The organism is Streptomyces albus subsp. albus (assembly GCF_000719865.1).
GTDB classification, from domain to species: Bacteria; Actinomycetota; Actinomycetes; order Streptomycetales; family Streptomycetaceae; genus Streptomyces; species Streptomyces albus_E.
In genome coordinates this window covers 236,343-249,533 of the sequence record NZ_JOID01000002.1, presented here as the reverse complement: position 1 = coordinate 249,533, position 13,191 = coordinate 236,343, and the positions used below count along the sequence as shown (strand labels likewise).

At 72.9% G+C, this 13,191-nt stretch carries 12 protein-coding genes; 6 read left to right on the top strand and 6 right to left on the bottom strand.

The window, feature by feature from the left end:
• Positions 1-212: 212 nt before the first annotated feature.
• Positions 213-2,945: a pyruvate, phosphate dikinase gene (ppdK, locus tag IF83_RS0103315; RefSeq protein WP_030542490.1), complete on the top strand. Its 2,733-nt coding sequence runs from the start codon at positions 213-215 to the stop codon at positions 2,943-2,945.
• Between the two features lie 544 nt (positions 2,946-3,489).
• On the top strand, positions 3,490-3,765 hold the full coding sequence (locus IF83_RS0103310) for a hypothetical protein (RefSeq protein ID WP_030542489.1): 276 nt from the start codon (positions 3,490-3,492) through the stop codon (positions 3,763-3,765).
• A gap of 70 nt (positions 3,766-3,835) precedes the next feature.
• Here the strand turns inward: IF83_RS0103310 and IF83_RS0103305 are convergent, their stop codons facing one another.
• Entirely contained in the window at positions 3,836-4,201 is a 366-nt protein-coding gene (locus IF83_RS0103305) for a hypothetical protein (protein WP_030542488.1), read from the bottom strand.
• Between the two features lie 39 nt (positions 4,202-4,240).
• Positions 4,241-5,617, bottom strand: a complete 1,377-nt coding sequence (locus IF83_RS0103300; RefSeq protein ID WP_037678407.1) for a tetratricopeptide repeat protein — start codon at positions 5,615-5,617, stop codon at positions 4,241-4,243.
• A 136-nt stretch (positions 5,618-5,753) separates the two neighbouring features.
• Here IF83_RS0103300 and IF83_RS31015 point away from each other — a divergent pair, with 136 nt between their 5' ends.
• Together IF83_RS31015 and IF83_RS0103290 are read left to right on the top strand one after the other, a co-directional pair.
• Positions 5,754-6,326, top strand: a complete 573-nt coding sequence (locus IF83_RS31015; RefSeq protein WP_051722404.1) for an ATP-binding protein — start codon at positions 5,754-5,756, stop codon at positions 6,324-6,326.
• Positions 6,327-6,408: 82 nt separating this feature from the next.
• Positions 6,409-7,074: a class I SAM-dependent methyltransferase gene (locus IF83_RS0103290; protein WP_030542485.1), complete on the top strand. Its 666-nt coding sequence runs from the start codon at positions 6,409-6,411 to the stop codon at positions 7,072-7,074.
• Positions 7,075-7,354: 280 nt separating this feature from the next.
• Here IF83_RS0103290 and IF83_RS0103285 read toward each other — a convergent pair whose 3' ends face one another.
• The 4 genes from IF83_RS0103285 to IF83_RS0103270 form a co-directional block, all read right to left on the bottom strand.
• Positions 7,355-8,326, bottom strand: coding sequence for an Acg family FMN-binding oxidoreductase (locus IF83_RS0103285; protein ID WP_030542484.1), 972 nt, complete (start codon positions 8,324-8,326; stop codon positions 7,355-7,357).
• A gap of 88 nt (positions 8,327-8,414) precedes the next feature.
• A complete protein-coding gene (locus tag IF83_RS0103280; protein WP_030542483.1) occupies positions 8,415-9,116 on the bottom strand; it encodes a response regulator in 702 nt (233 codons plus the stop codon).
• Between the two features lie 257 nt (positions 9,117-9,373).
• On the bottom strand, positions 9,374-10,105 hold the full coding sequence (locus tag IF83_RS0103275; RefSeq protein ID WP_394297296.1) for a CBS domain-containing protein: 732 nt from the start codon (positions 10,103-10,105) through the stop codon (positions 9,374-9,376).
• An 89-nt stretch (positions 10,106-10,194) separates the two neighbouring features.
• A complete protein-coding gene (locus IF83_RS0103270; protein ID WP_030542481.1) occupies positions 10,195-10,920 on the bottom strand; it encodes a CBS domain-containing protein in 726 nt (241 codons plus the stop codon).
• A 472-nt stretch (positions 10,921-11,392) separates the two neighbouring features.
• Between IF83_RS0103270 and IF83_RS0103265 the strand changes: the two genes are divergently transcribed.
• Both IF83_RS0103265 and gap read left to right on the top strand, forming a co-directional pair.
• Positions 11,393-12,004 carry a DoxX family membrane protein gene (locus tag IF83_RS0103265; protein WP_030542480.1) on the top strand — a complete coding sequence of 204 codons (612 nt, stop codon included), beginning with the start codon at positions 11,393-11,395 and terminating at the stop codon, positions 12,002-12,004.
• 145 nt (positions 12,005-12,149) lie between these two features.
• Positions 12,150-13,163: a type I glyceraldehyde-3-phosphate dehydrogenase gene (gene gap, locus IF83_RS0103260; protein WP_030542479.1), complete on the top strand. Its 1,014-nt coding sequence runs from the start codon at positions 12,150-12,152 to the stop codon at positions 13,161-13,163.
• Positions 13,164-13,191 lie beyond the last annotated feature (28 nt).

Sequence of the window (13,191 nt, the reverse complement as noted above, 5' to 3'; positions counted from 1 at the left end):
ACAGGTCCCGAAGGTCCCCCCGCGGCGGGCCGATGGGGGTGTAAAACCGGGGTACGAAGGGGGACTCCGGGCCGGGTCCCGGCCGGGACCGCCGGGACGGCGGGGACCCTTGGGGCCGGTCGGTCCCCCGCGCGGGGACGTCAGGGACCTGTCGGCGCGCGGGTGTCCGGGCGACGGTGGAGGCACGTCCTCACCAAGGAAGAGGCCCCACCATGGTCCGTTACGTGTACGACTTCACCGAGGGCGGCCGCGACATGGCCGGCCTGCTCGGCGGCAAGGGCGCCAACCTGGCGGAGATGACCCGGATGGGCCTGCCCGTGCCGCCGGGATTCACCGTCACCACCGAGGCGTGCCGGGCCTTCCTGGCCACCGGTTCCGAGCCGGAGGGCCTGGGGATCGAGGTGGCGGAGAGCCTGGCGGCGCTCGAACGGGAGGCCGGACGGCGGCTGGGGCAGGCGGACGACCCGCTGCTGCTCTCCGTGCGCTCCGGGGCCCGGTTCTCCATGCCCGGCATGATGGAGACCATCCTCGACATCGGCCTCAACGACCGCTCCGTGCTGGGCCTCGCGGAGGTCTCCGGGCAGGAGCGCTTCGCCCGGGACTCCTACCGCCGCCTCATCCAGATGTTCGGCAGCACGGTGATGGGCGTCGACAGCGCCCTGTTCGAAGCCGCCCTGGCAGAGCTCAAGGAGCGCCGCGGCGCCTCGGACGACCTGCACCTGGACGCCGCCGACCTGACGGAACTCACCACGACCTACAAGGAGATCATCCGCCGCGAGACGGGCGAGGAGTTCCCGCAGGAGCCCGAGGAGCAGCTGCAGCGGGCGATCCGCGCCGTCTTCGACTCCTGGAACGGCGAGCGCGCCCGCATCTACCGCCGGCGCGAGCACATCTCCGACGACCTGGGCACCGCCGTCAACGTGCAGCGGATGGTCTTCGGCAACCTCGGCCCCGACTCCGGCAGCGGTGTCGCCTTCACCCGCGACCCGGCCACCGGGCGCCCCGGGATCTACGGCGACTACCTGGCCAACGCGCAGGGCGAGGACGTCGTCGCCGGCATCCGCAACACCGTCCCGCTGGAGGACCTCGGGAAGACCGACCCCACCTCGTACGCGCGGCTGCGCGAGTACCTCCAGACGCTGGAGGACCACTACCGCGACCTGTGCGACATCGAGTTCACCATCGAGCGCGGCAAGCTCTGGATGCTCCAGACCCGGGTCGGCAAGCGCACCGCCGAGGCCGCCTTCGCCATCGCCTCCGAACTGGTCGACGAGGGAATGATCAGCGAGGACGAGGCCCTGGCCCGGGTCTCCGGCGACCGGCTCGCCCGGCTGATGTTCCCCCGCTTCGACACCGAGGCGGTGGGCGCCACCCTCGCGCGCGGCATCCCGGCCTCGCCCGGTGCCGCCGTCGGCGTCGCGGTGTTCGACTCCGCCGAGGCGGTGCGGCGCGCGGCGGCCGGCGAGAAGGTCGTCCTCGTCCGGCAGGAGACCACCCCGGACGACCTGCCGGGCATGATCGCCGCGCAGGCCATCCTCACCAGCCGCGGCGGCAAGACGAGCCACGCGGCGGTCGTCGCCCGCGGCATGGGCAAGGTCTGCGTGTGCGGCGCCGAGGAACTGGCCGTGGACACCGGGGCGCGGCGGTTCACCACCAACGGCACGACGGTGATTGAGGGCACCGAGATCTCCGTGGACGGCTCGGCCGGCACGGTGCTCCTCGGGGCGGCCCCGCTCATCGACTCGGTCGTCATGCGCTACTTCGAGGACGGCGGCCGGATCGCGGACGACGCCACCGCCACCCCGGGCTCCACCTCCGGGGAGGACTCGGCACCGGTCGTCGCGGCCGTGGACCGCATCATGCGCCGCGCGGACTCCGTGCGCCGCCTCCAGGTGCGGGCCAACGCCGACACCCCGGAGGACGCCGAGCGGGCCCGCCGGTTCGGCGCCCAGGGCATCGGCCTCTGCCGCACCGAGCACATGTTCCTCGGCGACCGCCGCAAGCTGGTCGAGTCGATGATCCTCGCCACCACGGACGAGGAGCGCGACGCGGCGCTGGCGGCCCTGCTGCCGCTTCAGCGGGACGACTTCACCGGCATCCTCGCCGCGATGGACGGCCTGCCGGTCACCATCCGGCTGCTCGACCCGCCGCTCCACGAGTTCCTGCCCGACCGCACGGAGCTGTCGGTGCGCGTCGCCTCGACCGTGGCGCGCGGGGAGACCCCGGAGCCGCACGACGTCGAGCTGCTGGCCGCCGTCAACCGGATGCACGAGGAGAACCCGATGCTGGGCCTGCGCGGAGTGCGCCTGGGCCTCGTCGTCCCCGGACTCTTCGCCATGCAGGTGCGGGCCATCGCCGAGGCGGTCGTGGAACGGAAGCGGGCCGGGGGCGACCCGCGGGCGGAGATCATGGTGCCGCTCGTGGACACCGTCAAGGAACTGAGCCTGGTCCGCGAGGAGGCCGAGGAGGTCCTCGCCGAGGTCTCCAAGACCTCGGGTGTGACGGTGGACCTCCCGATCGGCACGATGATCGAACTGCCCCGGGCCGCGCTCACCGCGGGCCGGATCGCGGGGGCCGCGGAGTTCTTCTCCTTCGGGACGAACGACCTGACCCAGACCACCTGGGGCTTCTCCCGGGACGACGTCGAGGCCGAGTTCTTCTCCGCCTACCTGGAGAAGGGCATCTTCCCGGTCTCCCCGTTCGAGACCCTCGACCGGGAGGGCGTGGGCCGGCTGGTGGAGATCGCGGTCGCCGAGGGCCGCGCCGCCCGCCCGGACCTGAAGATCGGCGTCTGCGGCGAGCACGGCGGCGACCCGGACTCGGTCCACTTCTTCCACGGCGCCGGTCTGGACTACGTGTCCTGCTCCCCGTTCCGCGTCCCGGTGGCCCGCCTGGAGGCCGGCCGCGCGGCGATCCCGGACGACGGAACCGACACGACGAAGTGACGACCGGCGACCGGGCCCGGACCCCGCGGCCGGGCCCGGATCACCGCCCACTGCCGGGCCCGGCCCCCGACCGGCAAGCCCGCCGCACACCGCCCGCGCCCGTACCCGGCATGTCAGGGCCGGATACGGGCGCGGGGCACGGCATCTGCGCCGCCCGGACCGCCGGGCCCGCCGCCCACCTCACCAGCCGGCGGGCCCGGCCCTCACCCGCCTGAGAGCCGGAAGCGAAGCCCCTCCCCTGCGCCGGGACTGCCGCCGGCGAACACCAACAGCGGCCAACGTCCGTCCGCACAGCGGCAGTTGAGCCATGTGAACGACATGAGCGGGCCGCGAGGGCCACGGGTAGGCTGCGGCCGGTGGTGTGGAAGCGCGACCGCGGCCGAGGTCCGGTCGGCAACATCACGGAGCGGTCCGCCCGCGCCATCGCGCCGGACACCGGGGCGCAGGATTACGCACCAGGTCGGGGTCGGCGAGCCGGTGCGCTTCGCCGAACACCACAGAACCGACCGCGGATCATCCGGATGGTGAACGGGGGAATCGAACGATGGCGCTGATGGCCGCAGCCTACTTTCTCGTGGTGCTCGGGCTCATGGCGATCTGGGCATTCCTCCCGTTCACCTTCCCGAGCCGCGCGAGAGCCGGCACGGCCATCGCCGTCTGCCACTTGTGCGCATCCGCCGCAGTACTGATCCAAAAGCCCGCCACATGGCTCAGCGAGAGTGGCCTTCCCCTCTGGATGGTCGCCCCGGGGATGGTTACGGCCGTACTGAGAATCGCTGTCGAGATCGCCGCGAGCAGACAGCAGTCACCGCACGGCTGAGCCGGATCCAGGGGGTGACACCCGGCCGCAGCACCGCTGGGACGGTACAAGCGGCACCTGGCACATGGCGTCAGTTCAGCGACTTCTCGATCGCCTCGAAGATGTCCGCGTCGGTCTCCTGCTGCCAGGAGGGCAACTCGGCCCAGTCGGCCACATAACCGGGCTTGGGGTCCTCGAAGTGCTGGTACATCTGGGCGATCCAGCAGGTCGCGACATAGCGCCCCTTCTGCTCCCGCGTGAGACGCGAGGCGTGCCCGCCGCTGAGTTCGAGGAACTGGCGCACCTGCTCGTGGACGGCTCCGGCCGCCGCCCGCTCCCACTCCGGCGTCTCGTCCCAGGGCGTCACATAGCCGGGCTTCGGCTCACCGGGAAAGTGCGCGCGCACGCCCGCGATCCACGCCTCCCGGAACAACCTCGCGCCCTCGGTCCGGTCCATGCCTGCCCCTTCTCCCACGTGCCGTGCCCCTCGTCGCTGTCAGGTGTTGGCGCTCTGCCATGCTGCGGCGTGCTCGTCGAGCCTTGTGGCTTCGGCCGAGCCGCGGTTGCGGAACACCGCCAGGCTGCGGCGCATATCCGCTACGGCCCCCCGGGCACGGGCCGAGTTCACTCCCCGCAACCCGCGCAGCGCCATCGTCCAGGTTCCGCATGCGCTGTCCATCCGCCCCTGAGTCAACTGCGCATGTCCCAGGTCGGCGAGAGTCAGTGCGTGAATCCGGGGATGCGTCGCCGGGTTCCAGCAGCGGGCGGAGCGCCGGTACTGCTCTTCGGCGGCCTTCACGTCCCTCATGGCGGTCAGGGCCTTTGCCGTCTGGTTGGCGAGCCGCGCCTCCGGCGGGCCGCCCAGACTCGCCCAGCCGGGCGGCTGCTCCGCCTTCGCGGTGTCCACCAGCCTCTCGGCCGTGGTGATGGCGGACAGGGCCCCGGCGCGGTTGCCCTCGGCCGCGTGCGCTCGGGCCAGGGTGAGCCAGAACAGGCTTTCCGTCTCCTTGTCGACGCGCCCGCGGACTCGGGTCAGCGCCGCGTCGGCCAAGTCCACGCAGTGCGTGTTGTGGCCGTTGTCGAACGCCTGGTGCGCCAGGATCCGCAAGACGTATCCGGCGTGCGCTCGCGGGTCCGCTTCCTCCACCAACTGGAAGGAATGCAAGTAGTAGCGCTGTGCCAGTCCTGCCCGTCCGGCGTCGTGGGCTTTCCAGCCGGCGAGATACGCGAGTTCGGCGGCGGCTCCGAACATGCCGCGCCGCACCCCGTCGTCGGCGAACGTGCCACGGCAGTAGGCCGCCACGTCCGTGGCGAGATACTCCACGACCGCCGACCGGCCCGTGTCGCCGCCCAACCGCTCGTCAGCCCTGGTGAAGACCTTCGTCACCTCGCGGACGGTGGCGATCTCCGCTGCTCCGATACGCCCGCCGGCGTCGGCTCGCCGCGCTCGCTGTGCCGCCTCGGCGGTCCCCGGGGAAAGGGGCAGCGCCAGAGCGCTCACCGAGTACGCGGTGGTGCTGAGAAACCTGCGTCGGTCCACGTCCGCCCGTCCTAGGTGCGCGAGGGACTCGACCGGATCGGCTGCGAGTCCGGGGCCGTTGGCGTCTTCGGGCGACGGTAGCCCGATGTCGGCCGGCGTGACGAGACGCCCGAGTCTCCGGGAGAGAGCTTCGGCGACATAGCGAGTGGTTGTCGTCCTCGGCGGAGTCCCCGCCACCCAGTACGCCACCGCCACGGAGCTCGTGCGGACCGTGTCGTCGCCGTTCTCCGCGGCCACCTCGCGAACGCGCCGCGCAAGAGCCGCGTAGCTCATCCCGGCTTCTTGCAGGACGGAACGGAGCGCGTCGTTCGGCTGCCTTCCCTGACGGGACATACCCCTCCCCTGGCGGCGGCATTGAGCACGTTGAGCGACCCGAGCCCACCGGGCCCGTAGTTACCCAAAGCTTCCGTCAGTTTACTGAGCGTACGAAAGCCCGGAAGAGTGCGCTCGACGGAAGAGGTTCTTCGCCATGGCACCATCCCCCGCCTTCGCGAGCCGCGGTGCTCACGCCGATCTCCCGGACACGGCCGACGCGGCCCGCCCCGTCTCCGGGACACTCGTCAACCGCGCCCCCGATGGCCGCGTTCCGGCGTACGGCACCCCGGCCAACCGCGCCAACCGCGCCAACCGGCTGGACCTCGTCTTCGACCGTGCCGAGGACGGCGACCCATACCGCTGGCCGGGCCGCGCCCGCGTTGTGGTGACCGAGTACTTGATGCGCTGGGAACTCGCCGGCTTCGTGGACGAGATGCGGCTCTTGGTCTCAGAGCTCGTCAGCAACGCCGTACGCCACGGCCGGGGCGACCGGACGAGTCTCCACATGACCCGGGAGGACGGGAAGATCCATCTCACCGTTGCCGGCGAGTCCACGGGCCGGCCCGGCCTGCGCGATCCAGGCCCGGACGAGGAGAACGGCCGCGGTCTTCAGCTCGTCGACCACATCGCCGACGCGTGGGGAACGGACGGCGACGGCACCGTGTGGTGCTCGGTCAGCACTACCACCGACGAGGATCCACGGCCCACGACTACGACCGCAGACTGACTTTCGGTCAACGCTCCACCTCGTCCTGCCATCAGCAGGAGGAGGCGGGCATGTCGCTGGACAACACCAGTGAGGAGCTGACGTGCCAGTACCCCATGACATCGCCGCGGAGCGCGAACTCTGGGACGCCTATGCCGGCAGTGCCCGCAACGACGTGACGGATGCCGAGCCCGTCTTCAACTGGACGCAGTACAAAGGCCACGGCCCGGGGCCCGAGCTCCTCGGCAGCCCGGGCAGTGTGCTGGAGATCGGGTGTGGCACCGGACGGGCGCTCGCCTGCCTCGCCCAGCGGGGGGTCACGGCGAAGGGGGTGGACCTCTCCCCCGTCATGGTCAGGAACGTCTCGAAGCGGTGGGGGCCGCTCGGGGTCGAGTTCGTGTGTGCGGAAGTCCTGGAGTTCCTGTCGGAGGACCGGGCGGCCTACGACGCCGTGTACTCGGTCTTCGGGGCCGCGTGGTTCTGTGATCCCGGCCGCCTCTTCCCGCTGGTCGCACAGCGATTGAACCCCGGTGGCGTCTTCGCCTTCTCCCAGCCGCCCGCCATTCCCGGGGCCTACGGGCCGCAGGGCATGTACAAGGGCGGCTTCGCCGGTCCGGCCCTGTTCACCTACCGCTACAGCTACAAGCCGGAGGTCTGGGCCCGCTTCCTCACTCGCGCGGGGTTCCGGGACGTTGACGTACGGGTGCTGGAGGCTCCCGTCCCGGGGCACATCGGCACACTGATCGCCACGGCTTCGGCCCCTGGGTGAACGGCTCTCCGGCTCAGCCACAGCCCGAGTCGGCCCCATCCAGCACGGCGCCCCGAACCACGGCCCGCGCCCCGGACTGGCGGAGGCGTCCGGGGCGCGGGTTCCCGTGCCGGAGGAGCACGGGCGGGGCGGCGGCCCGGTGCCGCCGGGGCCACCGCCGGTCGGGGTGGACCGGGCCCGTCGGCGCGGTCCGGGGAGGGCCTGCCCGTCGGGGTGCGGAGCCGGTGCCCCTCGGCGGTCCGTGGGGCGGGCCCGGGCGTCAGCAGGGCGGGCCGGGCCGTCAGCGGTCGCGGATCAGGCGGACCGGGCGGCGGGGGGTGGCCGGGCCTACAGGGCCGTAGCCGAGGCGGATCAGCATCTGGATGTGTCGGGGGCGGCCGCGGCCGTCGCCGAGGGCCCACCGCAGGTCCGGGTACTCCAGGCCCTGGTGGAGCATGGACGCCCGGACGCCCTCGGCGGTGGCGACCAGCAGCACGTGTTCCAGGGCCTGTCCGGCGCGCAGCCAGTCGGCGCGGCGGTCGTGCGTGGTGGACAGGACGGCGATGACGGGGCGCCGTTCGAAGACGGCGGTCGGGCGGCCGCTGGCCGGGCGCAGTCCGGCGAAGTCCCGCATCGGCAGCTGCCCCGTGGCGTCCTGCGGGCCCAGTACGGAGCCGGGCAGTCCGTCGAACGCCCCTTCCCGTATCCAGCGGCGGCTCTCCGCCCGCCGCGTCTGGTCGTGGGTGTTGCGGCGCTCGGCCTCCGCGGTGACGCGCAGCAGCCGGGCCGTCTCGGTCGGGCCGGGGAAGGACAGCAGCACCCCTTCGGCGTGCGCGGCCTCGGTCAGTTCGGCCGGGAGGCGGCTCGGCAGCGGGTGCGCGGAGAACGGGAAGCGGCTGCTGTGCCGGTGCCACAGGGCGTCGTAGAGGTCCGGCCGGTGGCTGCCCGGGCGGGGCCGGCCGGCCAGCCGTACGGAGGCCAGCAGTTCGGGCTCGCCGGGGCGCGGCAGCAGGCGGACGACCGGTTCCCAGCCGAGGTGGGCGGCGGCCACGCGCAGGTTGAACAGGGCCGCGCCGACGGAGACGTGCAGCGCGCGGCCGACCGGGTCGGCGTGGCGCAGGGCTCGTTCGGCCGCCGCGCGGATCTCCACCACGGCGGTGGCGGGGTCCATGCGGTAGCGCCAGGGCTGGGTGTTGTACATCGAGGGCGCGGCCACGGACGCGGAGATCAGCTTCTCCAGGGTGGCCGTGTCCGGCGGGGCGGTGGTCGTCATGTCGTCAGTCCTCCCGGTGCCCGGCGTGGGATGCCCGCGCCGTGGAAAACGCGCCGTCCGGGTCCCGGTCCCGTCCGGGCCCCGGGGTTCAGCAGTGGCCGTGTTGCAGGGACGGCTGCGGCGCCGCCTGGGTGGCCAGGACGGCGGCCTGGATCCGGCGCTCCACGCCGAGCTTGGCGAGCAGCCGGGAGATGTGGTTCTTGACGGTCTTCTCGGAGAGGTAGAGCCGCCGGCCGATCTCGCGGTTGGTGAGCCCCTCGCCGATGAGGCCGAGGATTTCCCGTTCCCGCGGGGACAGGTCGGCCAGCACCTCGTTCCGGGCCTCCGCCTCCTCGTCCTCGCCGCGCAGGCTGGTCATCAGCCGGGCGGTGGTGGCGGGGTCGAGCATGGACTGCCCGGAGGCCACCGTGCGGACGGCGGAGACCAGGTCGAGGCCGGTGATCTGCTTGAGGACGTAGCCGGAGGCGCCGGCCATGATGGCGTCGAGCAGCGCGTCGTCGTCGTCGAACGAGGTGAGCATCAGGCAGGCCAGGTCCGGCATCCGGTCGCGCAGCTCGCGGCAGACGGCGATGCCGTTGCCGTCGGGCAGCCGTACGTCGAGCACGGCGACGTCGGGGCGGAGCGCGGTGGCGCGGACGACCGCCTGCTCCGCGGTGACCGCCTCGCCGACGACGTTGATGTCCGGCTCCGACTCCAGCAGGTCCTGGACCCCGCGCCGGACGACCTCGTGGTCGTCGAGCAGGAAGACCCTGATGGGCTTGTCCGGTGCTGCCTCGCGTTCCTCGGCCATGGTGTCCCTCGGGGAGTGGTGAACCGTCGCTGTCACCGATCGTCACGCCGCCGGGGACCGGCCGGTTAGGGCCGAACGGTCCCCGGGCGGCGTCCGTTGGTCACCGGCCCGGCGGGACCCCAACACGACTGCCGCGCGCGCCGGATGGGCGGTGGTCCCCGGACGGATCCCCCTGACCCGGATCCGTACGGGGACCGGTGCGCGCCCCGCGCCGGGGCGGGTGCGGCCGCGGCGGGAGGGCCGGGCCCTGCCCGGGGTCAGGCCTCGGGCACGCCCCCGACCGTGAGCGGCGGGACGGCCCGCAGGCCGGCCCGCGGGACGACCGGCGGCACGGCCGGCGGGCACGGCTCGGGCCCGGCGAAGGCGCACTCCACGTCCACCACACCGGCGACCGCGCGGGCCAGCCGGGCCGCGACGGGGACCAGGGAACAGTCCGGGATGCGCCCGGCGAGGACCACCATGCCCTGGTTCACGCGCACCTCCACGGCCGCCGAGGCGCCGAAGAGCGGGCCGGTCACCTCGCGGCGCACCTCCTGCTCGATGTCCTCGTCGGAGCGCAGGAAGACCTTGAGCAGGTCTCCCCGGCTGACGACGCCGGCGAGCGTGCCCCCGGGCTCGGTCACCGGCAGCCGTTTGACCTTCCGCAGCGCCATGATCCGGGCGGCCTCGGCGAGGGTGGCGCCCGCCCGCACGGTGACGGCGGGGGACGTCATCAGCTCCCCGGCGGTGTACGCCTCCGCCTTCGCCATGTCCCGGCGGCGCCCGGGACGGTCCTCGGCGGGGGGACAGTGCCTGCGGAACTCCTCCTTCGGCAGCAGATCGGCCTCGGAGACCACGCCGATGACCCGGCCGTCCTCGGCCAGTACGGGCAGGGCGCTGATCTCCCACTCCAGCATGGTCCGGACGATCTCCTTGAACGGAGCGTCCCGGCCGACGCCGATGACCGTATGCGTCATCACGTCATTGACGATGTGCTCTCCGCTCTGCACGGTTCCTCCTCGCTCGGTGTGGCGCTCGGGGGTGCGACGGGTACGGATGCGGGATGCCCGGGATTCCGGGAGCCCGAGGGCCCTGGCCATCAGAGGCTGCGCAGCCAGTCGTCGACGGTCCCCTGCGCGGTCGACGCCTCCACCGGCCGCAGCCGCGAGTCGTCGTACCGGGAGGTCAGCCGGTCGACCACGGAGACCACGCCGTCGATCTGCCCGGTCATCCGGACGGCGACGGGCACCTCGCTGCTGCGCTCCAGCTCGCCCTCCAGCGTCACCACGCCGTCGGTGACGGTGACCTTGATGGCCTGCGGCACCAGCCACAGGGTGCGGACCAGCACCTCGTCGATCACCTCGGCGCGGATCTCCTCGTCGGGCCGCAGGAAGACCTGGAGGAGGTCGCGCCGGGTGACGATGCCGACCAGCCGGTCCTCCTCGTCGATCACGGGCAGCCGCTCGATGCGGAAGCGGGCCAGGATGCGGGCCGCCTCCGCGATGGAACTCTCCGCGCGCACGGTGACCGCCGGGGAGGACATCAGTTCGCCGGCCGTGAGCGCGCGGGCCTTGGCGGCCGTCCGGTGGGCGGAGGGGGTGATCCGGAAGCGGTGGCGCCGCTCCCCCGAGTCCGTCTTCTCGGTCTGCCGGGCCATGAGGTCCGTCTCGGAGATCACGCCGAGGACCTTCTCGTCGTCGTCGATCACGGGCACCCCGCTGATGCGGTGCTCGGCGAGCAGGGCCGCGACGTCCTTGAACGGGGTGGTGGGGGTGACCCGGACGACGTCGCCCGTCATCACGCTGCCGACCTTCCGCTGCTTCATGGCCATCTCCTCTTCTCCCGGTCCCCGGCGGGCCGGTCCGGTGCGCTGGTTCCTTCGTCCGGCTCGTCCCGCCCGCCCGCCGCCGGCGGTGTGCCGGACGCGGGTGGCGCGGCCACGGGTCGCGATTCCACGATCCGTCCGGCCACCGGCCTGTCACAGGGGCTGCCCGGGCCGGTCACGGGGCCGTTCGGCCCCCCGGGGCCCGGGCCGTACGGCGCTCCGGCAGGGGCCTCACCGGGACCTCTCCCGGGACCCTCCGCGGCCGGGCCCCGCCGGCTCCCCGGCCTCGGACCGCCCCGGGCCGCCCGGCGTCCAAGGGGCCCGGGAAACCGGGGCCGTTGGGCCCGTACGAGGCGGTCTTTCGGCACCGGTCGCACACCGGTCCGAGGCGCCATGGTTGAAGCATCACCCGACCGGGAGCCACCGGACGGGAGACACCCGGAAGGGTCCACCCCGAGTCAAGGAGCGCGTCATGGCCGTCATGCAGGAACCCCGTCTGAACCACAGCATGCAGGTCCCGTCCCAGCGGGCGGCCCAGACCGCTCCGGAGCACGGCGCCGTGATGACCCCGGCCGGGGCGAAGGCCTTCGCGATCGTCCGGATCGTGACCGGCTTCGTCTTCCTGTGGGCCTTCCTCGACAAGACCTTCGGCTGGGGCTACGCCACCCCCGCGGGCAAGGGCTGGATCGATGGCGGATCGCCCACCGAGGGCTTCCTGAGCCACGTCGCCGTCGGACCGCTGGAGTCCTTCTTCCACGACATCGCCGGCGCCGGCTGGGCGAACTGGCTGTTCATGCTGGGCCTGCTGGGCATCGGCGTCGCGCTCCTCAGCGGTGTGGCACTGCGGCTGACCGCGGCCGCCGGCTCCCTGATGATGATGCTGATGTGGGCGGCCGAATGGCCACTCGCACAACACCTCTCGAACGGCGCGCCGAGCATGTCGACCAACCCCGTGGCCGACTACCACCTCATCTACGCGCTGGTCCTGATAGCCCTCGCCGCCGCCTACGCCGGCAACACCTGGGGCCTGGGCCGCAAGTGGGCCGAACTCCCCCTCGTCCGCAAGAACCGCTGGCTCCTCTGACCTCATGAGCCGCGGCGCGAAAGCTCCGACCGGGCCGGCGCCCAGCACCGCCGGCCCGGCCGGGTGTCCGGACCCGGCTTTCGTACCGGGCGCCCGCACCGCCGTCACCACACCACCGCCAGCACACGTTCCGGAGGAACGGACCATGACCGTACGGGTAGGCATCAACGGATTCGGCCGCATCGGGCGCAACTACCTGCGCAGCGCCCTGGGGCGGACGGACGACACCACACCGGTCGAGGTGGTGGCCATCAACGACATCGCGCCGACGGCGACCCTCGCCCACCTCCTGGAGTACGACTCCACCTACGGCCGGCTCGGCCGCCCCGTCGCGCACGACGACGACTCGATCACCGTGGACGGCCACCGCATCGCCGTCACCGCCGAGCGCGACCCGGCCGAACTGGCCTGGGCCGAGCACGGCGTGGACATCGTCATCGAGGCCACCGGCCGCTTCCGCACCCGCGAGGAGATCGCCCGCCACCTCAAGGCCGGCGCCCGCAAGGTGCTGCTCTCCGCGCCCGGCAAGGACGTGGACGCCACGATCGTCATGGGCGTCAACGAGACGGACTACGACCCCGAGCGGCACGAGATCGTCTCCAACGCCTCCTGCACCACCAACTGCGTGGTCCCGATGGTCAAGGTGCTCCACGAACGCTTCGGCATCGTCAAGGGGCTGATGACGACCATCCACGGCTACACCAACGACCAGTCGGTGCTGGACAGTCCGCACAAGGACCTGCGCCGCGCCCGCACGGCCGCCGTGAGCATCATCCCGACGTCCACCGGCGCCGCCCGCGCCGTCGGCCTGGTCCTGCCCGAGCTGGCCGGGGTCCTGGACGGCATCGCCGTCCGCGTCCCCGTCGAGGACGGCTCGCTCACCGACCTGGCGCTGGTGCTGCGCCGCGAGACCACCGCCGAGGAGATCAACGAGGCGTTCGCCGAGGCGGCCGAGGGCGCGCTGGCGGGCGTGCTGCGGGTGAGCACGGCGCCGATCGTCTCCCGCGACATCGTCGGCGACCCGGCCTCCTGCGTCGTGGACGCCCCGCTCACGCAGGCGCGCGGCGAACTGGTCAAGGTCTTCGGCTGGTACGACAACGAGTGGGGTTACAGCAACCGGCTGCTGGACCTCACGGAGTACGTGGCCGCCCGGCTCTGACGGCCGCGCCGGGCCGGGGGCACCCCGG

Excerpts from the sequence above, each read along its gene's own strand:
- ppdK (WP_030542490.1), top strand. The coding sequence starts at position 213 with ATGGTCCGTTACGTGTACGACTTCACCGAGGGCGGCCGCGACATGGCC.
- IF83_RS0103310 (WP_030542489.1), top strand. The coding sequence starts at position 3,490 with ATGGCGCTGATGGCCGCAGCCTACTTTCTCGTGGTGCTCGGGCTCATG.
- IF83_RS0103305 (WP_030542488.1), bottom strand. The coding sequence starts at position 4,201 with ATGGACCGGACCGAGGGCGCGAGGTTGTTCCGGGAGGCGTGGATCGCG.
- IF83_RS0103300 (WP_037678407.1), bottom strand. The coding sequence starts at position 5,617 with ATGTCCCGTCAGGGAAGGCAGCCGAACGACGCGCTCCGTTCCGTCCTG.
- IF83_RS31015 (WP_051722404.1), top strand. The coding sequence starts at position 5,754 with ATGGCACCATCCCCCGCCTTCGCGAGCCGCGGTGCTCACGCCGATCTC.
- IF83_RS0103285 (WP_030542484.1), bottom strand. The coding sequence starts at position 8,326 with ATGACGACCACCGCCCCGCCGGACACGGCCACCCTGGAGAAGCTGATC.
- IF83_RS0103280 (WP_030542483.1), bottom strand. The coding sequence starts at position 9,116 with ATGGCCGAGGAACGCGAGGCAGCACCGGACAAGCCCATCAGGGTCTTC.
- IF83_RS0103270 (WP_030542481.1), bottom strand. The coding sequence starts at position 10,920 with ATGAAGCAGCGGAAGGTCGGCAGCGTGATGACGGGCGACGTCGTCCGG.
- IF83_RS0103265 (WP_030542480.1), top strand. The coding sequence starts at position 11,393 with ATGGCCGTCATGCAGGAACCCCGTCTGAACCACAGCATGCAGGTCCCG.
- gap (WP_030542479.1), top strand. The coding sequence starts at position 12,150 with ATGACCGTACGGGTAGGCATCAACGGATTCGGCCGCATCGGGCGCAAC.